General features: G+C 69.3%; 21 protein-coding genes. 12 read left to right on the forward strand and 9 right to left on the reverse strand.

Annotation, left to right across the window (positions count from 1 at the left end):
• The first annotated feature begins 29 nt into the window (after positions 1-29).
• Both A5732_RS14115 and A5732_RS14120 read left to right on the forward strand, forming a co-directional pair.
• A complete protein-coding gene (locus A5732_RS14115; RefSeq protein ID WP_076055202.1) occupies positions 30-2,210 on the forward strand; it encodes an adenylate/guanylate cyclase domain-containing protein in 2,181 nt (726 codons plus the stop codon).
• The gene (locus A5732_RS14120; protein ID WP_076102515.1) at positions 2,207-3,619 is read left to right on the forward strand and encodes a mechanosensitive ion channel domain-containing protein; all 1,413 of its coding nucleotides are present in this window, start codon (positions 2,207-2,209) and stop codon (positions 3,617-3,619) included. Before A5732_RS14115 ends, A5732_RS14120 begins: the two co-directional genes overlap by 4 nt.
• Here A5732_RS14120 and A5732_RS14125 read toward each other — a convergent pair.
• The 4 genes from A5732_RS14125 to A5732_RS14140 are packed head-to-tail and all read right to left on the reverse strand — an operon-like array spanning position 3,616 to position 7,281.
• Positions 3,616-4,125: a 2'-5' RNA ligase family protein gene (locus tag A5732_RS14125; RefSeq protein WP_076055206.1), complete on the reverse strand. Its 510-nt coding sequence runs from the start codon at positions 4,123-4,125 to the stop codon at positions 3,616-3,618. The two genes, A5732_RS14120 and A5732_RS14125, sit on opposite strands and share 4 nt — an antisense overlap.
• Positions 4,125-4,805, reverse strand: a complete 681-nt coding sequence (gene bioD / locus A5732_RS14130) for a dethiobiotin synthase (RefSeq protein ID WP_076102516.1) — start codon at positions 4,803-4,805, stop codon at positions 4,125-4,127. The genes A5732_RS14125 and bioD overlap by 1 nt, the downstream gene beginning before the upstream one ends.
• A gap of 9 nt (positions 4,806-4,814) precedes the next feature.
• On the reverse strand, positions 4,815-5,960 hold the full coding sequence (locus tag A5732_RS14135; RefSeq protein WP_076055210.1) for an 8-amino-7-oxononanoate synthase: 1,146 nt from the start codon (positions 5,958-5,960) through the stop codon (positions 4,815-4,817).
• Between the two features lie 4 nt (positions 5,961-5,964).
• Positions 5,965-7,281 (reverse strand): adenosylmethionine--8-amino-7-oxononanoate transaminase, encoded by a 1,317-nt coding sequence (locus A5732_RS14140; RefSeq protein ID WP_076102517.1) that lies wholly within the window; start codon positions 7,279-7,281, stop codon positions 5,965-5,967.
• A 62-nt stretch (positions 7,282-7,343) separates the two neighbouring features.
• Here A5732_RS14140 and A5732_RS14145 point away from each other — a divergent pair, with 62 nt between their 5' ends.
• From A5732_RS14145 to A5732_RS27340, 7 genes are all read left to right on the forward strand, one after another.
• Complete coding sequence (locus tag A5732_RS14145) at positions 7,344-7,820, forward strand: hypothetical protein (RefSeq protein WP_076055214.1); 477 nt, start codon at positions 7,344-7,346, stop codon at positions 7,818-7,820.
• A 330-nt stretch (positions 7,821-8,150) separates the two neighbouring features.
• Positions 8,151-8,927: an NlpC/P60 family peptidoglycan-binding protein RipD gene (gene ripD / locus A5732_RS14150; protein WP_076102518.1), complete on the forward strand. Its 777-nt coding sequence runs from the start codon at positions 8,151-8,153 to the stop codon at positions 8,925-8,927.
• A gap of 145 nt (positions 8,928-9,072) precedes the next feature.
• Entirely contained in the window at positions 9,073-11,232 is a 2,160-nt protein-coding gene (locus tag A5732_RS14155) for an acyltransferase family protein (RefSeq protein ID WP_076102519.1), read from the forward strand.
• Positions 11,233-11,293: 61 nt separating this feature from the next.
• Positions 11,294-13,495: a glycogen debranching protein GlgX gene (gene glgX, locus A5732_RS14160; protein ID WP_076055220.1), complete on the forward strand. Its 2,202-nt coding sequence runs from the start codon at positions 11,294-11,296 to the stop codon at positions 13,493-13,495.
• Between the two features lie 3 nt (positions 13,496-13,498).
• Positions 13,499-15,799 carry a malto-oligosyltrehalose synthase gene (gene treY / locus A5732_RS14165; protein WP_076102520.1) on the forward strand — a complete coding sequence of 767 codons (2,301 nt, stop codon included), beginning with the start codon at positions 13,499-13,501 and terminating at the stop codon, positions 15,797-15,799.
• On the forward strand, positions 15,792-17,522 hold the full coding sequence (gene treZ / locus A5732_RS14170) for a malto-oligosyltrehalose trehalohydrolase (RefSeq protein ID WP_076055224.1): 1,731 nt from the start codon (positions 15,792-15,794) through the stop codon (positions 17,520-17,522). Before treY ends, treZ begins: the two co-directional genes overlap by 8 nt.
• A 56-nt stretch (positions 17,523-17,578) precedes the next feature.
• On the forward strand, positions 17,579-17,755 hold the full coding sequence (locus A5732_RS27340; protein ID WP_171975019.1) for a hypothetical protein: 177 nt from the start codon (positions 17,579-17,581) through the stop codon (positions 17,753-17,755).
• Between the two features lie 7 nt (positions 17,756-17,762).
• Here A5732_RS27340 and A5732_RS14175 read toward each other — a convergent pair whose 3' ends face one another.
• Positions 17,763-19,091 carry an aminotransferase class I/II-fold pyridoxal phosphate-dependent enzyme gene (locus A5732_RS14175; RefSeq protein ID WP_076102521.1) on the reverse strand — a complete coding sequence of 443 codons (1,329 nt, stop codon included), beginning with the start codon at positions 19,089-19,091 and terminating at the stop codon, positions 17,763-17,765.
• Between the two features lie 40 nt (positions 19,092-19,131).
• On the opposite strand from A5732_RS14175, the gene A5732_RS14180 reads away from it, so the two are divergent.
• Complete coding sequence (locus tag A5732_RS14180; RefSeq protein ID WP_076055228.1) at positions 19,132-19,803, forward strand: pyridoxamine 5'-phosphate oxidase family protein; 672 nt, start codon at positions 19,132-19,134, stop codon at positions 19,801-19,803.
• Here the strand turns inward: A5732_RS14180 and A5732_RS14185 are convergent.
• From A5732_RS14185 to A5732_RS14200, 4 genes are read right to left on the reverse strand one after another with little or no spacing between them, the layout of a single operon-like run.
• Positions 19,783-20,691: a phosphatase PAP2 family protein gene (locus tag A5732_RS14185; RefSeq protein ID WP_076102522.1), complete on the reverse strand. Its 909-nt coding sequence runs from the start codon at positions 20,689-20,691 to the stop codon at positions 19,783-19,785. The genes A5732_RS14180 and A5732_RS14185 overlap by 21 nt on opposite strands.
• Before the next feature lie 17 nt (positions 20,692-20,708).
• Positions 20,709-21,992, reverse strand: a complete 1,284-nt coding sequence (gene ilvA, locus A5732_RS14190; RefSeq protein ID WP_076055232.1) for a threonine ammonia-lyase — start codon at positions 21,990-21,992, stop codon at positions 20,709-20,711.
• A 32-nt stretch (positions 21,993-22,024) separates the two neighbouring features.
• Positions 22,025-22,462: a nitroreductase family deazaflavin-dependent oxidoreductase gene (locus tag A5732_RS14195; protein ID WP_076055234.1), complete on the reverse strand. Its 438-nt coding sequence runs from the start codon at positions 22,460-22,462 to the stop codon at positions 22,025-22,027.
• A gap of 53 nt (positions 22,463-22,515) precedes the next feature.
• Complete coding sequence (locus A5732_RS14200) at positions 22,516-23,073, reverse strand: TetR/AcrR family transcriptional regulator (RefSeq protein WP_076102523.1); 558 nt, start codon at positions 23,071-23,073, stop codon at positions 22,516-22,518.
• A gap of 96 nt (positions 23,074-23,169) precedes the next feature.
• On the opposite strand from A5732_RS14200, the gene A5732_RS14205 reads away from it, so the two are divergent.
• Both A5732_RS14205 and A5732_RS14210 read left to right on the forward strand, forming a co-directional pair.
• Complete coding sequence (locus tag A5732_RS14205) at positions 23,170-23,577, forward strand: hypothetical protein (RefSeq protein WP_076102524.1); 408 nt, start codon at positions 23,170-23,172, stop codon at positions 23,575-23,577.
• Positions 23,574-25,037 (forward strand): FAD-dependent oxidoreductase, encoded by a 1,464-nt coding sequence (locus tag A5732_RS14210; protein WP_076102525.1) that lies wholly within the window; start codon positions 23,574-23,576, stop codon positions 25,035-25,037. The genes A5732_RS14205 and A5732_RS14210 overlap by 4 nt, the downstream gene beginning before the upstream one ends.
• The last annotated feature ends 4 nt before the right edge of the window (positions 25,038-25,041 follow it).

Below are 25,041 nucleotides of genomic sequence, written 5' to 3' on the forward strand. Positions count from 1 at the left end.
CGAGGGTCGACCCGACACCGGGTCGGTTGATGCGTTCGACCGAGTCGGTCCCCTCGGACGAACAGAACCCGGCCCGTAAGAAAAGGCGTCGCCCGCGAGCGCTGTCCTGGATCAGCATTCAGTCCAAGGTGATGCTGATGCTGCTGGTGTCCAGCCTGGCGTCGCTGGGAGTGATCGGGGCCGTCGAGTACGTCGCGGCCCGCAATGCGCTGTTGCCGGCGGCTTCGGAGCGGATGACGCAGCTGCGCGAGGCGCAGAAGCGCGCGATCGAGACGCTGTTCTCGGACCTTTCGGATTCGCTGGTGGTCTACAGCCGGGGGTCCACCGCCTCGGACGCGGTGCAGGCCTTCACCGCCGGCTTCGACCAGCTGGCCAACGCGCCCGTCGACCCCGGGCAGCAGCGGGCGCTGGTGGACTTCTACAACGAGCGGCTGATCAAACCGTTGGAGCGCGACACCGGAAACAAGCTGGCCCTGGATGCGGTGCTGCCCAGCAACAACTCACAGCGCTATCTGCAGGCGCACTACACCGTTGCGGCGCACGGGTCTTCGAATGGGTCCGCGCCCGACGACGCCGGCGACGGCAGCGCCTGGTCGGCCGCCAACGCCCGGTTCAACGACTACTTCCGCGAGATCGCCACCCGCTTCGAGTACCGCGACGCGCTGTTGCTCGACACCCGCGGCAACGTGGTCTACACCGTGCGGAAAAGCGCCTCGCTGGGTACCAACGTGCTCACCGGCCCGTATCGCCAGTCGAATCTGCGCGGCGCCTACGAGAAGGCGATGGCCGCGAACTCGGTGAACTTCGTGTGGATCACCGACTTTCAGCCCTATCAGCCTCAACTGGGACAGCCCATCGCGTGGCTGGTCGCGCCGATCGGCCCGCCGGGCAAGCCGGCCGGCGTGCTGGCGCTGCCGCTGCCGATCGCGAAGGTGAATCGGATCATGACCGCCGACAAGCAGTGGCGGGCCGCGGGCATGGGCCAGACCGCCGAGACTTATCTGGCGGGCCCGGACAACCTGATGCGCTCCGATTCGCGGCTGTTCCTGGAAGATGCGCAGCGATACCGGCGTGAGGCGCTGGCCGCCGGCGCTCGCCGCGAGACCGTCGACACCGCGATGAGGTGGGGCGGCACCACGCTGGTCCAGCCCGTCGCCACCCCGGCCGTGCGCGCCGCGCAGCGCGGCGAGACCGGAACGGTGACCGACACGGGTTATCTGGGCCGGCGCGAGCTCGCGTCGTACGCCCCGTTGTCGCTGCCGAATTCCGACCTGCACTGGTCGATCGTGGCGACCCGGGAAACCTCGGAGGCCAACGCGCGGGTGGCGTCGCTCACCCAGACACTGATATTGACCACAACGGCAATGGTTTTCGTCATCTGCGTGGCCGCGCTGCTGGTCGCCCAGATATTCGTGCGGCCCATTCGCAGGTTGCAGGCCGGGGCCCGCGAGATCGCCTCCGGCAACTACGACGTCGCGATCCCGGTCACCTCACGCGATGAGATCGGTGAGCTGATGGCCGCTTTCAACGACATGAGCCGCAACCTGCAGATCAAGGAAGATCTGCTGACCGAACAGCGCAAGGAGAACGACCGGCTGCTCGCCTCGCTGATGCCCGAACCGGTGGCGCGGCGGTACCGCGATGGCGAACAAACCATCGCCCAGGAGCACCAGGACGTCACCGTCATCTTCGCCGACATCGTCGGCCTCGACGACATCTCCGGCAAACTCTCCGGCCGGGAACTGGTGGGCATCGTCGACGAGCTGATCCGCGAACTCGACTCGGCGGCGGAATCCCTTGGCATCGAGCCGATCCGCACTCTGCACAACGGCTACCTGGCCAGCTGCGGCCTGAACTTTCCCCGGCTGGACAGCGTCCACCGCACGGTCGAATTCGCCGTGGAGATGCAGGACATCATCGCGCGCTTCAACAGCAAGACCGGCTACCACCTGGCCCTGCGGGCCGGAATCAACACCGGCAACGTGATCAGCGGGCTGGTCGGGCGCTCCAGCATCGTCTACGACATGTGGGGCGCGGCCGTCAACCTGGCCCATCAGACACGCAGCAGCACAACACAATCGGGAATCTATGTCACCGCGAAGGTCTACGAGGTGATGCACGACATCCGGCGATTCACCCCGGCGGGCACCATCACCGTCGGCGGCGACGAGCAGCAGATCTGGAAGCTCTCGGAAGGGCAGGGGCCATGAAAACCTTTGACTCGCCATCGCTGTACTGGGCCGCCGGGGTGGTATTCGGGCTGCCGCTCCTGCTGATCGCCCTCACCGAATGGCACCAGAGCCTCGTGCGCAAGAGGAGTCCGCTGGCGCGGCCCGTCCTGATGTTGCGCAGCTACCTCATCCCGCTGGGCGCGCTGCTGGTGCTGCTGGTGAACGTGGCCAGGATGCCGGCCCAGTTCACGTCGGTTCGGGTGCTGGCGACGGTGTTCGGCTTCGTGGTGCTGGTGCTGCTGTTGTCCGGGCTCAACGCAACGGTTTTCGAGGGCGCACCGCAGGGTTCCTGGCGCCAGCGGATCCCGGGCATCTTCCTCGACGTCACCCGGTTCGTGCTGATCGGGGTCGGACTTGCGGTCATCTTCTCCTACGTGTGGGGCGTGCGCGTCGGTGGCCTGTTCACCGCGCTGGGGGTGACCTCGGTGGTCATCGGCCTGATGCTGCAGAACTCCGTCGGCCAGATCGTGTCGGGCCTGTTCATGTTGTTCGAGCAGCCGTTCCGGATCGGTGACTGGCTGGACACCCCGACGGCGCGCGGGCGGATCGTGGAGGCGAACTGGCGATCCGTGCACATCGAATCCGGCCGCGGGCTGCAGATCACCCCGAACTCGGTGCTGGCTACCACCTCGTTCACCAATCTCAGCCGCCCGCCCGGAGGGCACCAATTGGCAATCACCACAACCTTTTCCGAGGTCGACCCGCCGGATCGGGTGTGCGCGCTGCTGGAGCGGGTCGCCGACGCGTTGCCGCAGCGCAGGCCCAACGCGGTGGCAACGGCGGCGCCGACCGGGGGCGCGGAGTATCAGGCCACCGTGGGGCTGAAGTCGCCCGCGGACGACGCGGGCGCGCAAGCGGCGTTTCTGCGCTGGCTGTGGTATGCGGCGCGGCGGGAGGGCCTGCACCTGAACGGCGCCGAGGACGACATCTCCACGACCGAGCGCATCGAGAAGGCGGTGCGCACGGTGGTGGCGCCGGCGTTGCGGCTCAGCCAACCGGACCAGCAGGCCTTGGTGTCGCACGCGAGAATCGTTCGGTACGGGGCCAACGAGATCGTCGAGCACGCCGGTCGCGTTCCGGCCGGGATGACGTTCCTGATCGAGGGCGGCGTGCGGTTGACCGCGACCGCCACGGACGGATCGGTCGTCGCGGTCGGCGGACTGGACGAGGGCTCGTTCCTGGGTGTGACCGCCCTGACCCGCCAACCCAACCTCGCCGACGCGCAGGCCATCGACGAAATCACCGCGCTGGAGATCGATCGCGATCACCTGGTCGAGCTGGTGATGGACAAGCCGCTGCTGCTGCAAGACCTGGGCCGCACCATCGATGAGCGGCGCGCCAGGGTGCAGGCGGCCACCGCGCCGGAGTTCGCGACGTCGGGCGCTTAGCCGATCGGATGCTCGAGCTTCGTGTTGCCGTCCCAGCGGCGCAAACCCGCGAAGCTGCCGTCGATCTGGGCGGGCCGGCCCGCGATGCGCAGCGCCCGCCCGAGTTGCGCGCCGCCGACGCGCCGGGCCATCGTGACGTGCGCGGTCCACTGTCCGGGCAGGCTGTTGGGCATCGGACCGGGCGACAGATGCGGCCCGCACACCCGGTGTACCTGGGCATGCAGGGCCAACAGCTCGCCGGTGGGCACCACCAGCCGCGCGAAAACCGCAGTGGCGCGGCCGAATAACACCGGCGCACCGATGAGGCAGCGCAGTGGCAGCCGCTCGCTCAGCGGGCTCAGCAGCTCGTCGACGTCGGCGGCGATGCCTTCAGCCACGGCCAGCGTCACGTGCGGCCGGCTGGCCGGTGCCTGACTGGGAATTCCGGCCGAGGCCAGCGCTTCCCAGATGTTCCGGATCGCCGACTCGGTGTCGCGGTCGAAGACCAGCTCGATGGAGTGGACCATCAGCCCACCAGCGAGGTGACCCAGTCGCGGTCGAATGCTTGGGCGCACAGGGCCGCGAATTCGGCGGCGTCCAGCGCCGCCGCACCTTCGGGCAGCACGGCGCGCACCGCGGCCAGCCGGGCCAGCGCGGGCCGGTTCGTCGTCTCCACCGCCCCGGGCCGCCGGGGCCAGCTGCCGATGACCAGACCCGCGCATGAAAGATTTTGCGCCACAATGGATTCCAGGGTCAGCGCGGTGTGGTTGAGGGTGCCCAGTGACGGGCCGACCACCACCAGCACCGCCGCGCCCAGCGCGACGGCGAGATCGCGTGCGGTGACACCGTTTTCGCCGAGTTCGACCAGCAGTCCCCCGGCGCCCTCGACCAGTGTCAGCCGCCGCGGGCGGTCCAGCTCCCCGATGAGCGCCAGCAGTTGCTCGCGGGTGGGCAACGGCATCCCGGCCGCCTCGGCGGCGGCCACCGGTGCCAGCGGCAGCGGATAGCGGCCGAACCCGGCCAGTTCGGTCACCCCAGACAGCCGGGCCACCTCGGCGAGGTCGTCGTCGCCCGCGTCGATGCCGGTCTGGACCGGTTTGCAGACCGCCACGTCGAGGCCGGCCTGACGGGCGTGGCACGCCAGCGCGGCGGTGGCCACCGTCTTGCCGACCCCGGTGTCGGTGCCCGTGACGACCAGAACCGTCACCGGCGCGCCTCAACCCAGCTTGGCGAGCACATCGGTGAGCACCCGGCGCGCGACCTCCAGCTCGGCGTCGTCCAGCGAGGCGCGCGCGGTCAGCCGCAGCCGCGACGTCCCGGCGGGCACGGTCGGGGGCCGGAAGCATCCCACCCGCACGCCGGCGTCCAGGCAGGCGGTCGCGGCGGCCACCGCCACGTCCGGGTCGCCCAGGATCACCGACACCACCGCCGACTGCGGCGTCTCGGGCACGCCGCAGACCTCGGCCAGGAAGGCGGCGTGGCGCAACACCGCGTCCGCCCGCCACGGCTCGGACCGCAGCACGGTCAGCGCGGCCCGCGCGGCGCCCACGGCCGCCGGGGCCAGGCCGGTGTCGAAGATGAACGTGCGCGCCGCGTCGATCAGATGGGCACGCACCGACGTCGGCCCGAGCACCGCGCCGCCCTGGCTGCCCAGCGCCTTGGACAGCGTGGTGGTCATGACCACGTCGGGAGCACCGGCCAGCCCGGCCTCATGCAGCAGCCCGCGGCCGCCGCCGCGCACGCCCAGGCCGTGCGCCTCGTCGACGATGAGCAGGGCGCGATGCCGGCGGCACACCTCGTGCAGTTCCCGCAGCGGGGCCAGCGCACCGTCGGTGGAAAACACCGACTCGGTGATGACGACCGCACGCTGCTCGTCGCGGGCCTGCAGCGCCGCCTCCACGGCACCGACGTCGCGATGCGGCGTCACCGCCACCCGCGCCCGCGACAGCCGGCAGGCGTCCACCAGCGAGGCGTGCGAGTACTCGTCGGACACCAGCAGCGAACCCCGGCCCGACAGGCCGACGACCGCGCCCAGGTTGGCCGCGTAGCCCGACGAGAACAGCAGTCCGGAGGCGGCGCCGACGTAGTCGGCCAGCTCGGACTCGAACTGCTGGTGCAGCTCGGTGTCGCCGGTGACCAGGCGGGACCCGGTCGACCCGGCGCCCCACATGCGCAGCGCGGCGACGCCGCCGTCGATCACGTCGGGGTGTTGGGAGAGCCCGAGGTAGTCGTTGGAGGCCAGGTCCAGCTCGGTGGCGACGGCGGGACGCGGCCGCAGTGAGCGGCGCAGTCCGGCCTCGCGGCGCTGCCGTTCCACCGCTTCCAGCCAGTCCAGCGGGGAAACCTCGATCGGTGCCTTCATCGCCCTAGAGCCTACGAGAGCCGGTTCGCTTGGCGACCTGCACCATCGCCGAGGTGATCTGGGCGATCTCGTCGGGCGTGCAAATGTAGGGCGGCATCGCGTAGACCAGGTTGCGAAACGGGCGCAGCCAGACGCCGTTGTCCAGCGCCGCCGGGGTGGCGACGGCCAGGTCGACCGGGCGCTCGCATTCGATGACGCCGATGGCGCCGCAGACCCGCACGTCGCGCACGCCGGGCAGCGCCCGCGCCGGCTCCAGGCCGGTCGCCAGGCCGGCGCCGATCTCGCCGACCCGCGCCCGCCAGTCCTGCCCGAGCAGCGCCTCGACGCTGGCCACCGACACCGCGCAGGCCAAGGCGTTGGCCATGAACGTGGGGCCGTGCATCAACGCTCCGGCCTCACCCGTGCTGATGGTGTGGGCGATATCGGTGGTGCACAGGGTCGCGGCCAGGGTGAGATATCCCCCGGTCAGCGCCTTGCCGACGCACATGATGTCCGGGCTCACGCCGGCGTGATCGGCGGCGAAGAGCTCGCCGGTGCGGCCGAAGCCGGTGGCGATCTCGTCGAAGATCAGCAGCACGTCGTGCCGCCGGCAGATGTCGCGCAGGTCGCGCAGGTATTGCGGGTCGTGAAAGCGCATGCCGCCGGCGCCCTGTACGACGGGTTCGACGATGACGGCGGCCAGCTCGGCCGCGTGCCGGGCCAGCTGTTCCTCGAACGTGGCGCTGTAGGCGGGGTCGTAGGCGCGGGGCACCTGCGGTGCGAACACCTGCCGGGCCAGGATGTCGGTCCACAGCGAGTGCATGCCGCCGTCGGGGTCGCAGACGCTCATCGGCGTGAAGGTGTCGCCGTGGTAGCCGCCGCGCCAGGTCATCAGCCGGTGCTTGCCGGGCCGGTCGCGGCTGCGCCAGTACTGCAGCGCCATCTTCACCGCCACCTCCACCGACACCGACCCGGAGTCGCTGAAGAACACCGTGTCCAGCCCGGCCGGGGTGATGTCCACCAGCAGCTGGGCCAGCCGCGCGGCCGGTTCGTGGGTCAGCCCGCCGAACATGACGTGGTTCATCGCGCCGAGCTGGGCCGTCAGCGCCGCATCCAGCGCCGGATGGCCGTGCCCGTGGATCGCGGTCCACCAAGAGCTCATGGCGTCGAGCGCCTCGACCGGCGTGCCGTCGCGGATCAGGGTCAGCCAGGCGCCGCGGGCGCCGACGGCCACCACGGGGGCGACGGATTCGGCACCGATGGTGCTGTAGGGATGCCACAGGTGCGCGGCGTCGATCGCGCTGATCTGCTCGGGCGTCAGCCCGGCCTTGGCCGCGGGCATAGTGATCGAGGGTAAAGCAGCCGATTCGCGGAAAACCGGGACGTCGGGAAGCATGGGAGATCATGGCCACGCCGCAGCAGTCCGACAGCGCAGCGCCGGGACCCGAGGCCGGGCCCGCGCCGGGACCCGGCTGGTCCAGGGACACGCACTACCCGCTGGCGGACTACGACGACGAGGCTGCCCGGGTGATCCGGGTGCGGCTGGCGCCGTGGGACGTCGTCTGCACCGTCGTGCTGCTGGTCCTGCTCGCGGTGCTGGCCACTGCGACGACCTGGCCGACGCGGCTTTTCGGCTTCCTGGCGAACGTCTGCGAGGACGAAACCTGCGGGCCGGTGCCCTACGGGCTGGACCTGTACATCCACCCGGTGGTGTGGGGCGGTATCGGTGCGGCCATGACCGCGGCCGTTATCGGGCCGGTCGTGTCGATCCTGAAGGGCTGGTACATGTCCTTCTGGCCGGTTCTGGCGCTGGCGCTGGTCATGGTCAGCTCGGTGGCCGGATCGCTGCTGACCATGTTCAGCGAACGCTACTGGCTCTGATCGCCCCGCCGCCGGCGCCCGGCAGACGTGCGATTTCGTCACCGACTGAGACCGAAATCACAACTGCGCATACGAGATTCGGCGCGCCAGTCACCGTCCGGTCACGGTACGACAAAAAATCCCGCGTGGACCTGGCGGCTAACCCCATCTGTTGTCAAAGTTGCTTGTGTGACTGATGTGAATAGAGCGTCCTGACAGCTGATTCACTTCGCAAGTGCCATGGACGGCGTCCGGCCCCAGCGTGGGGGCCTTCGCTTGGTCCATGAACCGGGGGCGGACGCGCGAGGTCACCGCGCCGAGGCCCATTGAGCGCCTGAGAGGCCAGGAACAATGAAACGCATCTACGCCTTCGCGATCGGTTTGGCCCTGCTCGGGGCGCCGATGGTGGTTCCCACCATCGCGACCGCCGACCCGGGCGCCAGGTCGATGGACTACCAGCAGGCCACCGACGTGGTGATCGCCCGCGGTCTGTCGCAGCGCGGTGTGCCGTTCTCCTGGGCCGGTGGCGGCATCAACGGCCCCACCCGCGGCACCGGCACCGGCATCAACACCGTCGGTTTCGACGCCTCCGGGCTGATGCAGTACGCGTACGCCGGCGCCGGCATCAAGCTGCCGCGGTCATCGGGCGCGATATACCGCGTCGGCCAGAAGATCGTCCCGCAGCAGGCCCGCAAGGGTGACCTGATCTTCTACGGTCCCGAGGGCACCCAGAGCGTCGCGATGTACCTGGGCAACAACCAGATGCTCGAGGTCGGCGACGTCGTGCAGGTCTCGCCGGTACGTACCAACGGCATGACGCCCTACATGGTCCGGGTTCTGGGGGCCCCGTTGCAGCAGGCGCCGGCGCAGCAGGCGCCGTTGCAGCAGGCGCCCCAGCAGCTGCCTACCCAGCAGACCCCGCAACAGCTGCCCACCCAGCAGACCCCGCTGCAGCAGTCGCCGTACCAGCAGACGCCGCAGCAGCTGCCCGCTCAGCAGGCGCCGTTGCAGCAGGTTCCGACGCAGCAGGCCCCGCTGCAGCAGTCGCCGTTCCAGCAAGCGCCCGTCCAGCAACTGCCGACCCAGCAGTCGCCGTTACAGCCGACCGGCGCCGGCATCGGCAGGTAGTCTCCCCGGTCGATCCCCGGCCGTCCGACGCCCGCCACTTGCTCCCCCGCCGCCAAGCGCGGGCGCTCAGCGACCCGCTGAGCAGCCTCGCCGCCGCGAGCGGTCGGGAGTGGGTGGCGGGTTTTCGGTAAATTAACTGTCGATCATGCAGACCCTGTCACCCTCTCCTGCGCCGGACGCCACCGCCGATCCGGGGGCCACGGGGGTGCGTAAAGCGGGGTCGCAGGGGTTCTATCGCTACGACCTCGACGGCCTGCGCGGCATCGCGATCGCGTTGGTCGCCGTCTTCCATATCTGGTTCGGCCGCGTCTCCGGCGGCGTGGACGTCTTCCTGGCGCTGTCCGGATTCTTCTTCGGTGGCAAGGTCATTCGCGCGGCGTTGAACCCGGCCGTGACGCTCTCGCCGGCGTCCGAGGTGGTCCGGCTCATCCGACGCCTGGTTCCGGCCCTCGTCGTGGTGCTGGCCGGTTGCGCGGTGCTGACCATCCTGGTTCAACCGGAGACGCGCTGGGAGACGTACGCCGACCAAAGCCTTGCCAGCCTCGGCTACTACCAGAACTGGGAACTGGCCAACACCGCGTCGGACTACCTGCGGGCCGGCGAAGCCGTCAGCCCGCTGCAGCACATCTGGTCGATGTCGGTGCAGGGCCAGTTCTACGTCAGCTTCCTGGTGTTGATCGCCGGCCTGGCCTACCTGTTCCGGCGACCGCTGGGCGCCCGGCTGCGGACCTTGTTCCTGGTCGTGCTGACCGCGTTGACCGTGGCCTCGTTCGTCTACGCGATCATCGCGCACCAGCAGGACCAGTCGGCCGCCTACTACAACACCTTCGCGCGGGGCTGGGAGTTGTTGCTGGGCGCGCTCGTCGGCGCGCTGGTGACCCGGGTCCGCTGGCCTAGGTGGGTGCGGACGGTGGTGGCCACCGTCGCGCTCGGCGCGGTGCTGTCCTGCGGGGCGCTGATCGACGGCGTGCAGGAGTTCCCCGGCCCGTGGGCGCTGGTGCCTGTCGGCGCCGCCATGCTGCTGATCCTCGTCGGGGCCAACCTGCAGGGCGGCCGGTTGCCGCTGCCCAACCGGATCCTGGCCACGCGCCCCCTGGTGGAGCTGGGCGCCATGGCGTACGCGCTATACCTCTGGCACTGGCCGCTGCTGATCTTCTGGCTGTCCTACAGCGGTCACAAGCACGCCGGCTTCGTCGAAGGCGCGGTGCTGCTGCTGGTGTCCGGCGCGTTGGCTTATCTGACCAACCGGCTCGTCGAGGACCCGCTGCGCTACCGCGCATCCTCGAAGGCTGCGGCGGCGCCGGCCCCGAGGAGGCCGTGGCCGACGCGCCTGGCCCGGCCGACGATGGCGCTCGGATCGGCCGTCGTGCTGCTGGGCGTGACGCTGACGGCGACCTCATTCACCTGGCGCCAGCACGTCACGGTGTTGCGGTCGGCCGGCAAGGAGCTCAGCGTCCTCAACCCGCAGGACTATCCCGGCGCGCGTGCGCTGACCGAACGCGTGCGGGTGCCCGCGCTGCCGATGCGGCCCTCCGTCTTGGAGGTCAAACAGGACCTGCCCGCCACCACCCGGGACGGCTGCATTAGCGACTTCGTCAACCCCGCGGTGGTCACCTGCACCTACGGCGATGTGGCCGCCGGCCGGACCATCGCGCTGGCGGGTGGGTCACACGCCGAGCACTGGCTGCCCGCGCTGGACATCCTGGGCAAGACGCGCCACTTCAAGGTCGTGACCTATCTGAAGATGGGCTGCCCGCTGTCCACCGAGCAGGTCCCGCTGATCATGGGCAACAACGCCCCCTACCCGCAGTGCCGCGAGTGGGTGCAACGCACGATGACCAAACTGGTCACCGACCGGCCCGATTACGTCTTCACCACCACCACCCGGCCGTGGAACATCAAGAGCGGCGACGTCATGCCCGCCACCTATATCGGGATCTGGCAGACGTTGTCCGACAACAACATTCCGATTCTCGGCATGCGCGACACCCCGTGGCTGGTGAAGAACGGACAACCGTTCGACCCGGCGGACTGCCTGGCCAAACGGGGTGGCACCGCGCAGTCATGCGCGATCAAGCGTTCCGACCTGCTCTCGGACCGCAATCAGACGCTCGACTTCGTCGGACAGTTCCCGCAGCTCAAGGTGCTCGACATGTCGGACGCGATCTGCCGCACCGACGTGTGCCGTCCGGTCGAGGGAAACATCCTGATTTACCACGGCGCCCACCATTTGACTCCCACCTACGTGCGGACGATGACAGCCGAATTGGGCCGCCAGATCGCCGAGGCCACCGGCTGGTGGTGAGCCGCCTTACTCCTGGCCACTTAGCCGAGTGAGCGCAACCGCGCGCGGATAAGGTCGATAGGTGTCAACCAACAGTCCCGCTTCAGAAGCAGGCGGTAACCACCAACCCAAGCTCGCCACCGTCTGGCCGGGAAACCCGTATCCGCTCGGCGCCTCCTACGACGGCGCGGGGACCAACTTCTCGTTGTTCTCCGAAATCGCCGAGAAGGTCGAGTTGTGCCTGATCGACGACCAGGGCAGCGAGTCGCGGATTCCGCTGGACGAGGTGGACGGATTCGTCTGGCACGCCTATCTGCCGAACATCACCCCGGGGCAGCGCTACGGATTTCGGGTCTACGGGCCATGGGATCCGGCGGCCGGTCACCGCTGCGACCCCAGCAAGCTGCTGCTCGACCCGTACGGCAAGGCTTTCCACGGCGACTTCACGTTCGGCCAGGCCCTGTTCTCCTACGACATGAAGGCGGTCGACCCGGACGGGCCCAACGCCGACGGCGCCGACCCGGGGACTCCCCCCATGGTCGATTCGCTGGGCCACACGATGACCAGTGCGGTGAGCAACCCGTTCTTCGACTGGGGATCTGACCGGGCTCCGCTGACCCCCTACCACGAGACCGTCATCTACGAAGCCCATGTCAAGGGCATGACGCAGACCCATCCCAGCATCCCCGAGGAGCTTCGCGGCACGTATGCCGGCCTGGCCCACCCGGCGATCATCGACCACCTCAAGTCTCTGCGGGTCACGGCCATCGAGCTGATGCCGGTGCACCAGTTCATGCACGACTCGCGACTGCTGGACCTGGGCTTGCGAAATTACTGGGGCTACAACACTTTCGGGTTCTTCGCGCCGAACAACGAGTACGCGGCCAACCGCAAGTCCAGTGTCCCCGAGTTCAAATCCATGGTGCGCAGCTTCCACGAGGCCGGCATCGAGGTGATCCTCGACGTGGTCTACAACCACACCGCCGAGGGCAACCACCTCGGGCCGACCATCAATTTCCGCGGCATCGACAACGCCGCCTACTACCGGCTCGTCGACACCGACTTGCGGTTGTATAAGGACTACACCGGCACCGGCAACAGCCTGAACCCGCGTCATCCCCACGTGCTGCAGCTCATCATGGACTCGCTGCGCTACTGGGTGACCGAGATGCACGTGGACGGGTTCCGCTTCGACCTGGCCGCCACGCTGGCCCGCGAACTGCACGACGTCGACCGATTGAGCGCGTTCTTCGATCTGGTGCAGCAGGATCCGATCGTCAGCCAGGTCAAACTGATCGCCGAGCCGTGGGACGTCGGCGAAGGCGGCTACCAAGTCGGAAATTTCCCGGGTTTGTGGACCGAGTGGAACGGGAAGTATCGCGATACTGTGCGCGATTACTGGCGGGGCGAGCCCGCAACCCTGGGCGAGTTCGCTTCCCGGCTGACCGGGTCGTCAGACCTGTACGAGGCGACCGGTCGTCGTCCCAGCGCCAGCATCAACTTCGTCACCGCGCACGACGGATTCACGCTCAACGACCTGGTGTCCTACAACGAAAAACACAACATGGCCAACGGGGAGGACAACCGGGACGGGGAGAGCCACAACCGGTCGTGGAACTGTGGCGTCGAGGGCCCCACCGACGACCCCGACATCAACGAGCTGCGCTACCGGCAGATGCGCAACTTCTGGGCGACGCTGATGCTCAGCCAGGGCACGCCGATGATCGCCCACGGCGACGAGTTCGGGCGTACGCAGAACGGCAACAACAACGTGTACTGCCAGGACTCCGAATTGTCTTGGATGGACTGGTCTTTGGTCGACAAGAATGCCGACCTGCTGGCGTTCGCCCGCCGGGTGAGCACGCTGCGCAAGCGGCATCCGGTGTTCCGGCGGCGCCGGTTCTTCGAGGGCGAGCCGATCCGGACCGGCGACGAGGTGCGCGACATCGCCTGGCTGAATCCCAGTAGCCGCGAAATGACGCACGAGGACTGGGGCGAGAGCATTCACAAGTGTGTGGCGGTGTTCCTCAACGGCGAGGCCATCACCGCACCCAACGCACGCGGTGAACGGGTCGTCGACGACTCATTCCTGTTGTGTTTCAACGCCGGTGAAGATCCGGTGGACTTCGTGACGCCGAACACCGACTATGCGAAAGAGTGGACCGTGGAACTGGACACCAACGAACCGACGGGCCGCAAAGAGGGAGCCGACCAGGCGGTGACCGCAGAGGAGAAGGTGTCGCTGCCCTCGCGTTCATTGCTGGTACTGCGTAAGACGCAGTGACGCATGGCTTTACCCGTCATCTCCACCTACCGGCTGCAGCTGCGTGGTGAATCCAGCGGGTTCGCGTTCACCTTTGCCGACGCGGAAAACCTGCTCGACTACCTGAACGACCTCGGGGTGTCGCACCTGTATTTGTCTCCGATCATGACCGCGACCGCGGGATCGAGCCACGGCTACGACGTCACCGACCCCACGACGGTGTCACCCGAGATCGGCGGCCGAGAGGGCCTGGCGCGACTGTCGGCGGCGGCGCGGGAGCGCGGCATGGGCTTGATCGTGGACATCGTGCCCAACCATGTGGGCATCGACCAGCCCCGGCAGAACCCCTGGTGGTGGGACGTCCTGCGGAACGGCCGCTCTTCGCCCTACGCAACGTTTTTCGACATCGATTGGGACCTCGACGACGACGGCCGCATCGTGTTGCCCGTGCTGGGCTCCGACGACGACGCCGCCGGCCTCACCGTCGACGGTGACCTGTTGCGGCTGGGCGATCTGGCGTTACCGATCGCGCCAGGCACCGCGCGGGGCACCGGACCCGAGGTGCACGAGCGCCAGCACTACCGGCTGGTGGGCTGGCGCAACGGCGTGTGCGGCTACCGCCGCTTTTTCTCGATCACCTCGCTCGCGGGGTTGCGTCAGGAGGACCGCGCCGTCTTCGATGCCACGCACGCCGAAGTCGGGCGGTGGTTCACCGAGGGGCTGGTCGACGGCATTCGCATCGACCACCCCGACGGCCTGTCCGACCCGTGCGGATACCTGGCGCGGCTGCGCGAGCTGACCGGCCCGGAGCCCTGGATCGTGATCGAGAAGATCCTGGCCGTCGACGAGGCCCTCGAGCCCACCCTGCCCATCGGCGGCACCACCGGTTACGACGTGTTGCGCGAAACCGGCGGCGTCCTGGTGGATCCGAAGGGCGCCCCGGCGCTGACCGCGCTGGTGGAGTCGGCCGGCGTGGACTACCAGGCGATGCCGGACATGCTGGTGGACCTCAAGATCCACGCGGCCACCGACACGTTGGCCAGTGAGCTGCGCCGACTGCGCCGCAGCATCGTGGCCGCCGCCGGCGCCGACCACCCGCAGCTGCCCGAGGCGGTGGCCGCGCTGCTCACCCACATCGGGGTGTACCGCAGCGACTACCCCGGCCTGGTCGCGCTGCTGCCCACCGCGCTGGCCGAAACCGAGGCGGCCGCACCGGAGTTGGGGCCCGCACTGCAGGTGCTGGCCACGGCGTTGGCCCGTGGCGGTGAGCCGGCCACCCGGCTGCAGCAGCTGTGCGGCGCCGTCACCGCTAAGGCCGTCGAGGACTGCTTGTTCTACCGTGACGCCCGGCTGGTTTCGCTGAACGAGGTCGGCGGCGAGCCGCACCGCTTCGGTGTCGGCGCGGCCGAATTCCATCACAGCGCCGCCACCCGGGCCCGGTTGTGGCCGCAGACCATGACGACGCTGACCACCCACGACACCAAGCGCGGCGAGGACGTACGGGCCCGCATCTCGGTGCTGTCCCAGGTGCCGTCGCTGTGGACCGAATTCCTCGCGCGCTGGGAGATCGCCGCGCCCTCCCCCGATCCGGCGACCGGACAGTTCCTGTGGCAGAACATCTTCGGCGTGTGGCCCGTCAACGGCGAGGTCACCGACGCGCTGCGCGAGCGGCTGCACGGCTACACCGAGAAGGCCATCCGGGAGGCGGCCTGGCACACCTCGTGGAGCGACCCGGACGCCGAGTTCGAGGGTGCGGTGCACCGGTGGCTGGACACCGTGCTCGACGGCCCGGTGGCCGGCCAGCTGACCGAGCTTGTCGCCCAACTCAATCCGCACGCCGCCAGCGACGCGCTGGCCCAGAAGATGCTGGCGCTGACCGTGCCCGGGATCCCGGACGTGTATCAGGGCACCGAGCTGTGGGACGACAGTCTGGTCGACCCGGACAACCGCCGGGCCGTCGACTACGCCGCGAGGCGCGCCGCCCTGCGGGCGTTGGAGCATCCGAAAATCCGGGTCGTCACCACTGCACTTCGGGTGCGCCGTGACCATCCGGACACCTTCCTGCACGGCGACTACGTCCCGCTGCTGGCCGACGGCGACGCCGCCGATCATGTGCTGGCCTTCGGCCGGGGCGAGGACATCGTGGTGGCGGTGACCCGCTGGACCGTGCGGCTGACCGAAACGGGCTGGGGTAACACGGTTCTGCCGCTCCCGGACGGAACCTGGAAGGACGCCCTCACCGGGGCGATCGCGGACGGCCCGACGTCGGCCGCCCAGTTGTTCGCCGATCTGCCGGTCGTTCTGCTGGAGCGCCACCATGACTGAATTCCGGGTCTGGGCGCCCAAACCCGCGCGGGTCCGGCTCGACGTCGACGGCCAGGCGCACGCCATGACGCGCTCGAATGACGGCTGGTGGCATGCGACCGTGGACACGGCGCCGGACGCCCGCTACGGCTACCTGCTCGACGATGACCCCACCGTGCTGCCCGACCCGCGATCGGCCCGCCAGCCCGACGGGGTGCACGCCCGCTCGCAGTTGTGGGATCCGGCCGCCGCCACGTGGACGGACACCGGGTGGGCCGGCCGCGCGGTCGAGGGTGCGGTGATCTACGAGCTGCACCTGGGCGCCTTCACCGAGGCCGGCACGTTCGACGCGGCCATCGAGAAGCTGGACTACCTGGTCGATCTCGGGGTGGACTTCGTCGAGCTGATGCCGGTGAATTCCTTTGCCGGCACTCATGGTTGGGGGTACGACGGCGTGCTGTGGTACAGCGTGCACGAACCCTACGGCGGCCCCGACGGGCTGGTGCGCTTCGTCGACGCCTGCCACGCCAAGGGTTTGGGGGTGCTGATCGACGCGGTCTTCAACCACCTCGGCCCGTCGGGCAACTACCTGCCGCGGTACGGGCCATACCTGTCGTCGGCGAGCAACCCGTGGGGCGAGGGCATCAACATCGCCGACGCCGATTCCGACGAGGTGCGCCGCTACATCATCGGCTGCGCGCTGCGCTGGATGCGCGATTTTCACGCCGACGGCCTGCGGCTGGACGCGGTGCACGCGCTGGTGGACACCACCGCGATCCATATCCTCGAGGAGCTCGCCACCGAAACGGACTGGCTGGCACAGCAATTGGGGCGTCCGCTGTCGCTGATCGCCGAGAGCGACATGAACGACCCGCGGTTGATCACCCCGCGCGATCGGGGCGGCTACGGCCTGACGGGGCAATGGGCCGACGACATTCATCATGCCATCCACACCGCGGTTTCCGGCGAGCGCCAGGGCTACTACGGTGACTTCGGCAGCCTGGCCACTCTGGCGCAGACGTTGCGCCACGGCTTCTTCCACGCCGCCACCTATTCGTCGTTCCGGCGCCGCCGCCATGGGCGGCCGCTGGACACCAGCGAGAAGTCGGGCATCCCGGCCACCCGGCTGGTCGCCTACACCTGCACGCACGATCAGGTCGGCAATCGCGCCCTGGGAGATCGCCCGTCGCAGAACCTGACCGTCGGCCAGCTGGCCATCAAGGCCGCGCTCGCGCTCGGATCCCCTTACACCACCATGCTTTTCATGGGTGAGGAGTACGGGGCCTCGACCCCGTTCCAGTTCTTCAGCTCGCACCCCGAACCGGAGCTGGCCCGCGCCACGGCCGAAGGACGCAAGGCCGAGTTCGCCGAGCACGGTTGGGACGCCGACGAGATTCCCGACCCGCAGGATCCCCAGACGTTCGGGCGCTCCAAATTGGCCTGGGCCGAGGTCGGCACCGGCGAGCACGCCCGGCTGCTCCGCCTGTACCGCGACCTGATCGCGTTGCGGCGCAACCACCCCGACATGGCCGATCCCTGGCTGGAACACCTCGCGGTCGACTACGACGAGGACGAACGCTGGATCAGCGTGTCTCGCGGCCGGTTGCGCATCGTGTGCAACCTGGGCGCCGAGCAGGTGAGGGTCCCGGTCAACGGCGAAGTGGTGCTGGCGTGGGACGAGCCGGCCGTCGACGCCGACGGCACTGTGCTACAAGGCCATTCGTTCGCCATCCTGTCCGCCTGAGTGGGCTGTGGATAACTGAATGGCGGCACGGCGGGCTCACCCCCGATGATGCCGCCATGAGTCAATCTGAATTCCGTCACCGACGGATCTGTCTGCGCAAGCCGAGCCGCCGCGCCAACCACCCGGCGTCGGGCCGGCGCACCGTGCGTCACGACATGCCGCCATATCCCAGCGTCGAGCTGTTGTGGAGGGGCCCCGGGCCCGGCGCCACCGATGACGACGAGGGCGCTTGAGCTGCGGCTACACGATGGCTCGCCCGGCCGGATGCACCGCCCGGGCGACCCCGTCGGCGAGTGGCTCGATCTCATCGGGAGTCAGGTCGGAGATCGTGATGCGGATGCCCGCCGGCGTGTTCATCCGGAACCGGCTGCCCGGCGCCGTCGCCCAGCCGGCGCCGAGGAGCCGCGATACCGCGACCGCCTCGTCGGGAACCGGTACCCACACGTTGAGCCCCGAGCGGCCGTGAGCCGGTAGACCGCGTTCGGTCAGGGCGTCGCAGAGCCGTTGGCGGCTGGCGGCGTAGTGCCGCTCGGCCGTCGCGACCAGTTGCCCGGCCGCCCGGTCGGTCCACAGGTCGACGGCGAGCCGCTGCAGGAAGTGGCTCACCCAACCGGGCCCGAGCCGCAACCGGCCGTGCACGCGCTCGATCGTGCGGTGGTCGCCGGCGAGGGCGGCCACCCGCAGGTCGGGGCCGTATGCCTTGGACGCCGAGCGGACGAACGCCCAGTGCGCGGTGCAGCCGGCGAGGGTGTGCAGCGGTGCCCCGGAAATGCCCGCGCAGTGGTCGTCTTCGACCAGCAACAGCTCCTCGCCCCGCCGCGCAACCAACGCACGCAGCGACTCGGCGCGTTCCGCCGAAAGCGCTGCGCCCGTGGGGTTTTGGGCGCGGTTGGTGAGCACCAGCGCACGCACCCCACTCCCCAGCGCCCGGGCCAGGTCGTCGGCCAGCGGCCCGTCGTCGTCGACCCGCACCGGCTCGGCCGAAAGCCCCAGTGCGGCAAGGAGATCGAGGAGGTTGGCCCAGCCCGGATCCTCGACGGCAACGCGATCGCCGGGGCGCAGATGCGCGGTGAGCGCGCGTTCGATGCCGTCCAGCGCGCCGCTGGTCACGGCCAGGTGATCGGCGGGGATCCCGTCCGCGGCCAGCGTGTTGCGGGCGAATTCGTCCAGCGGCGGCGACAGGGCCGGCTCGCCGTAGAGCACGGGCCGGCCGGCGCCCGGGCCGGCCAGCGAGGCGCCGGCGATGGGCAACAGGTCCGGATGCGGGTTGCCGGTCGACAGGTCGCGCACGCCCGCGGGCACGTCGAGGCCGAGCAGCGAGCGCGGGGTGGTCGCCGGGCGATGGCGCACGCGGGTGCCGCGCCGGCCGGCGGTCTCGACGGCCCCGCGATGGCGCAGCAGGCGGTAGGCCGCGGCGGCGGTGTTGGCGTTCACGCCGAGCTGGGCGGCCAGCTCGCGCACCGGCGGGAGCGCGTCGCCGGGCGCCAGGGATCCGGCCGAGATCGCCGCTTCGATGCTGGCGGCTATGGATTCCGCCCCGGTTCCGGTTATGCTTCTTTGTACTGGCACGCAATATATTATGTACTAGGACAAAGTAGAGGGCAATCTGGTGGACACCGCATACCAGCCGACGGCACGCACCACCCCGACCCGCTACCGGGAGCGCGCCCGCTACGAGCGCCGCGCCGTTCACGACATCCTCGACGAGGCGCTGATCTGCCACCTGGGCTACTCGAGCGCAGGTCGGACGGTGGTCTTGCCCACTACGCATGCCCGGCTCGGTGAAACGCTCTACCTGCACGGTTCGACGGGCGGCGGCCCGTTGCTGGCGGCCAGGGCGGCCCAGGCGTCGGGATCGGGCCTGCCGGTCTGCGTCACCGTCACGCTCGTCGACGGGCTGGTGCTGGCCCGGTCGGCGATGCACCACTCGGTGAACTTTCGCTCGGTGGTCGCGGTGGGTGACGCGCGCGTCGTCGACGATCCGGCGGAGAAGTCGCGGGCGCTGAGCTGCCTGCTCGACCACATCGCGCCGGGGCGCGCCGCGGACTGCAGGGCGCCCGATGCGCGCGAGCTCGCCGCGACCGGGGTGCTCGCGCTCGACCTCGTCGAGGTGTCGGCGAAGGTGCGCAGCGGACCCCCGGCCGACGATCCGCAGGACCTTGCGCTGCCGCACTGGGCGGGCGTGGTGCCGCTGAGCCTGACGGCCGCAACGCCGGTGCCGGCCGGCGACCTGACCCCCGGCACGACGGTGCCGACGTACTTACGGGAGTACCGACGCTGAGCCGCGGACGCGTCGGGTGTTGTCCCACCAGGATCCGACAAGCATGACGGTGCCGGCCCAGGCCAAACCCAGCAACCAACCGGACAGCACGTCGCTGACGTAATGAACTCCCAGATAGACGCGGGAGAACCCGACCACGAACGTCACGCCGGCCGCGATCGCCCATACCATCACACGCCCGGTCCACCAGGGGACCAGCCAGCGGGTCAGCATCCACGCGGAAACCACCATGCTCGCGGCGGTGCCGGTTGCATGGCCCGAGGGAAACGAATACCCGTCCGCGTCGACCAGGGCGAAAGGCAGCGCGGGGCGAGTCCGACCCACTAGGGCTTTGGCGGTAAACAGCACGAGGGGAATCCCAACGCCCGCGGCCAGCGCAAGCACCACGGGCCGCCACGACCCGCACCTCCAGCCGGCGACCACGGAGATTGGCAAGGCAACCGCGGCCAGAAAGAGCGGACTGCCCACGTCGGTGACCAGGCGCAGGACGGTGGTCAGCCACAGATCACGGTGGGCCGCAAGCCACCGGGTCGTCGGTTGGTCGAATCCGGCAATGCCATCGCCCTCGAGCACGTCATCGAGCACTTCGGTAAAGCCGACCGCCAGCGCCACGACCACGACCAGCCCGAAAAGCATCGCGACCGCCGCTGCCTTGCTCGAGGGCAATCGCCGGGTCAGCGCCGGATCCCTGGTGCCGACCCGATCGCGTGCCCAGGTCAGCCCTGCGCCGATCACGGCGGAGTTGGACGCCCTCTCCCAAAGCCCGAGTAACAGGCGCCCGCGCCGAGCAATCCATATCGCCGCCCACGCCAGCAGTAGAAGACAGGCCACAAAGCCGGCGCTGACCAGGCCGAAACCGGCGTTACCTGGTCCATAAGGCGGGCGCATGTCTGGCGGCCCCGCCGCTAGAGCAGCAGGTACCGGTAGGCCGGCGAGCCCGGTTTCAGGCTCTCGACGTGCAACTCCGTCGCACGAATCCGGGCCAGCAGACCGTCCAGGTCGGCCGAGGAGCCCAGCTGGATGCCGACCAGCGCCTCGCCGGTCTCCCGGTTGTTGCGTTTGACGTACTCGAACAGGGTGATGTCGTCGTTCGGCCCGAGCACCGTGTCGAGGAAGCGGCGCAGCGCACCGGGCTCCTGCGGAAAGTCCACCAGGAAGTAATGCTTGAGGCCGAGGTGGACCAGCGAGCGCTCGAGCACTTCGCCGTAGCGCGACACGTCGTTGTTGCCACCCGAAATCAGGCACACCACAGTGGATCCGGGCTCGATGTCGGCGTCCAGCAATCCGGTGACGGACAGCGCGCCCGCCGGCTCGGCGATGATGCCCTCGTTCTGATAGAGGCCGAGCATCGAGGTGCACACCGCTCCCTCGTCGACCGCGGTGATCGACACCATGTCGCCGGCGGCCGCCAGCGCGGCATAGGTCAGGTCGCCCGCCCGGCGCACAGCGGCGCCGTCGACGAACTGGTCGACGTGGTCCAGCGTCACCGGCTCGCCGGCGGACAGCGCGGCCATCATCGCCGCGGCGCCGGCCGGCTCGACGCCCAACACCGAGGTGTTGTCGGTGCGCTCGGCGAGATAGGTGGTGATGCCGGCGATGCAACCGCCGCCGCCTACCGGGACGACCACCAGATCCGGCTCGTTGTCGAGCTGATCGAGCAGCTCGACGCCGATGGTGCCCTGGCCCGCCATGGTGCGCAGATCGTCATAGGGCGGCACCAGGGTGGCACCGGTGCTTTGCACGTCCGCCAGCGCCGCCTCGGCGGCGAGGTCGTAGGTGGTGCCGCCCACGATCAGGTCGATGAAGTCGCCGCCGTGGTAAAGGATCCGGTCGCGCTTCTGCATGGGTGTCTTGGCCGGCACATAGACGCGGCCGTGCACCTGCAACATCCGGCACGCGTAGGCGAAGCCCTGCGCGTGGTTGCCCGCCGAGGAGCACACCACGCCCGCGGCCAGCTCCGCCTCGGACAGCTGGACCAACAGGTTGTAGGCGCCGCGCAGCTTGTAGGAGCGCACGATCTGCAGGTCCTCGCGCTTGAGGTAGACCTGCGCGCCCGTGAGCGCCGACAACCGGTCGCTGAACTGCAGCGGGGTCGGCGTGACCACCGCGGCGATCCGCTTGGCCGCGCTGTCGATATCAGCCGCGGATAACCGCGAGAAGCTCGGGCTCTGGCTCAATTCGGCGGACACTGATTAATGGTGCCACGACAGAACTCCGGAATTCAGCCGACCGGGGTCAGCACGAACACCGGGATCTGGCGGTCGGTCTTGGTCTGATACTCGGCGTACTCGGGCCACGCCTCGACGGCACGCTCCCACCAGGTGGCCTTCTCATCGTCGAAGACCTCCCGGGCGTCGTAATCGCGGGTCACCGAGCCGTCCTGCAGCTCGACGCGGGGGTTCTTCTTGATGTTGTGGTACCAGACCGGGTTCTTCGGCGCCCCGCCCAGTGAGGCCACGACCGCGTACTGGCCGTCATGCTCGACCCGCATCAGCGGCGTCTTGCGCAGTTTGCCGGTCTTCGCGCCGACCGTGGTCAGCAGAATGATCGGCTTGCCCTTCATGTCGGCGGCCTCGGTTCCCCCCGACTCGGCGTATTTGTCAGCTTGCTCGCGAGACCAGTCCCAAGGCGACGGCTCGTACTCCCCCTCTAGCGGCATGGCTTCACTCTAGGCGCGGTTTTCGCGGTCCCGCACTTCGCCGCGGCCTGCAATCACGGCGCCGCCCCGGTGAGGTAGTGGGCGAGCACCGGGCGCAGCCATTCGGTCAGCGTCGCGTTGTCCATCGCGGCCAGCGCGGGCACACCAACAATGTTGCGCGCCATGGCGATTCCCAATACCTGCGATCCCACCATCGCGGTCCGCTCGGCGGCGCGGTCGGGGGTGACGGTGCCCAGGGCCGGCGCCACCTTCTCGACGAACACCTCCAGCAGCGCGTCGGCGGCCGTCCGGTTGGTGGCGGCCGCGCGCAGCAGCGGCAGGAACGACCCGGCCGGATCCCACACCCGGATGAGGAACGGCACCAGTATGTCGGCGATGCGTTCCGGGGCGACGCCGGTGAGGTCCGGAAAGGCGATTTCGAGCCGCGAGACCGCGGCGAACAGGTCGGCTTTGTTGCCGAAGTAGTGCATGACGAGCGCGGGATCGACGCCGGCCTCGGCCGCGATCGACCGGATGGTGGTCCGCTCGAAGCCGTGGGTGGAGAACAGGGTCCGCGCCGCACTGAGGATTGTCGCGCGGGTGACTTTGCCGTCGCGAGTTTTACCGGGCATGCCGAAATTCTAGTTCAACAACTGTTGACATCGCTAGCAACTGGACTTACTTTGATTTCAACAATTGTTGAATCGGTTGGTCGAGGAGGCTCGGACATGACCGTGACCGTCATCCAGATCGGGCTCGATCCCGACGTCATCGACTACTCGTCGCCGGAGTTCGCCCAGTTCGGGGGCCTGTCGAGGGAGGCGCTGCGGGCCGCCAACGACGACAACGTCGCGGGTCTGCGCGCCGCCGGCTACCGGGTCGACAACTGCCTGATCGACTTCGGCACCGCCGGCGCCGAGAAGGCCGGCGAGTGGCTGCGCGCCAAGCACTACGACGCCGTGCTGATCGGCGCCGGGATTCGCCTGGTCGCCGGCAACACCCTGCTGTTCGAGTCGATCATCAACCTCGCGCACACCACCCAGACCGGCTGCCGCTTCGTCTTCAACCAGGCAGCGCAATCCACCCCCGGCGACATCCGTCGCTGGTACCCGCAACCGGAAGGAGCGGTCCGATGAGTACAAATACTGTTCGCGAGGTCGACGTCCTCGTGGTGGGAGCCGGCCCCACCGGCCTGACCGCCGCGGGTGACCTGGCCCGCGCCGGACGGTCGGTGACGGTGCTGGAGCGCTGGCCCGCCGAAAACCCGACCAGCCGCGCGTTCGCCGTCATGCCCCGGACGCTGGAGGTCCTCGACGCGCGCGACGCGGCCGACGAACTGCTCGCAGTCGGGCAGCGCGGACCTGACGTGACGCTGTTCGCCAAGGCCCGCATCGACCTGACTCGCATCGACTCGGCCTACCCGTTCGTCCTGGTCACCCCGCAGACCAACGTTGACGCGGCACTGCGCCGCTACGCGGTGGCCGAGGGGGCCGACATCCGGCGCGGCGTCGAGGTGGTCGCGCTCGAGCAGGACGCCGCGGGCGTCACCGTCACCGCCCGCCCCAAGGACGACGGCGATCCCGCACACCGGCAGACGTGGCGGGCGCGGTACGTGATCGGCGCCGACGGCGCACACAGCACCGTCCGCACGCTGCTGGGCGTCGACTTCCCCGGCAAGACGGTGCTGACCTCGCTGATGCTGGCCGACGTCAAGCTGGCCCACGGCCCGGCGCGCGGCGGACTGGTGGTGGGCACCACCGGCGACGTGTTGGGGTTCTTGGCCCCGTACAACCGCCACGACGAGGACGGCTCGTGGTATCGGGCCCTGGTCTGGGACCGCGACCACCAGCTGCCCGACAGCGCGCCCGTCGAGGACGCCGAGATCATCGAGGTCCTGGCCCGCGCCATGGGAACCGACTTCGGCGTCATCGAGATCGGCTGGAAGTCGCGATTCCATTGCGACGAAAGGCAAGTCGCGCGGTACCGGCACGGACGGGTGTTCCTGTCCGGCGACGCCGCGCACGTGCACTCGCCGATGGGCGGCCAGGGCATGAACACCGGCATCCAGGATGCCGCGAACCTGGCCTGGAAGCTCGACGCGGTGCTCGGCGGCGCCGACGACGCCCTGCTGGACACCTACCAGGACGAACGCCACCCGATCGGCAAGCGGGTGCTGTTGCAGTCCGGGATGGTCGCCCGGGGCGCGACGCTGCACCGGCGGCCGGCGATCTGGCTGCGTAATCTGTTGGCTCCCAACCTGCTTCGGATACCCGCGGTACAGGACTTCGTGGCCGGCAGTTTCGCGGGCACGGCGTTGCGGTACGGCCGGCGCGGACTGGTCGGCACCCGCGCCGCCACGATTCCCCTGGTCGACGAAAGGTTGACGCACCTGCAGCGCGGTGGTGGCTTCGTCTTCATCCGCGAATACGGCGCCGCCCCAATCGAGGCACCCGGGATGCTGCAGGCCGAGCGCGCCGACCACGGGCCGGCCGTGCTGGTACGCCCCGACGGCTACATCGCGTGGGCCGGCGCTTCGGCGCAGGCGCCGGACGGGATCACGAACATGGCCGCGGCAACTACCGTGCCCGCGTGGTGATTTC

This window comes from Mycobacterium colombiense (assembly GCF_001953985.1).
GTDB lineage: Bacteria > Actinomycetota > Actinomycetes > Mycobacteriales > Mycobacteriaceae > Mycobacterium > Mycobacterium colombiense_B.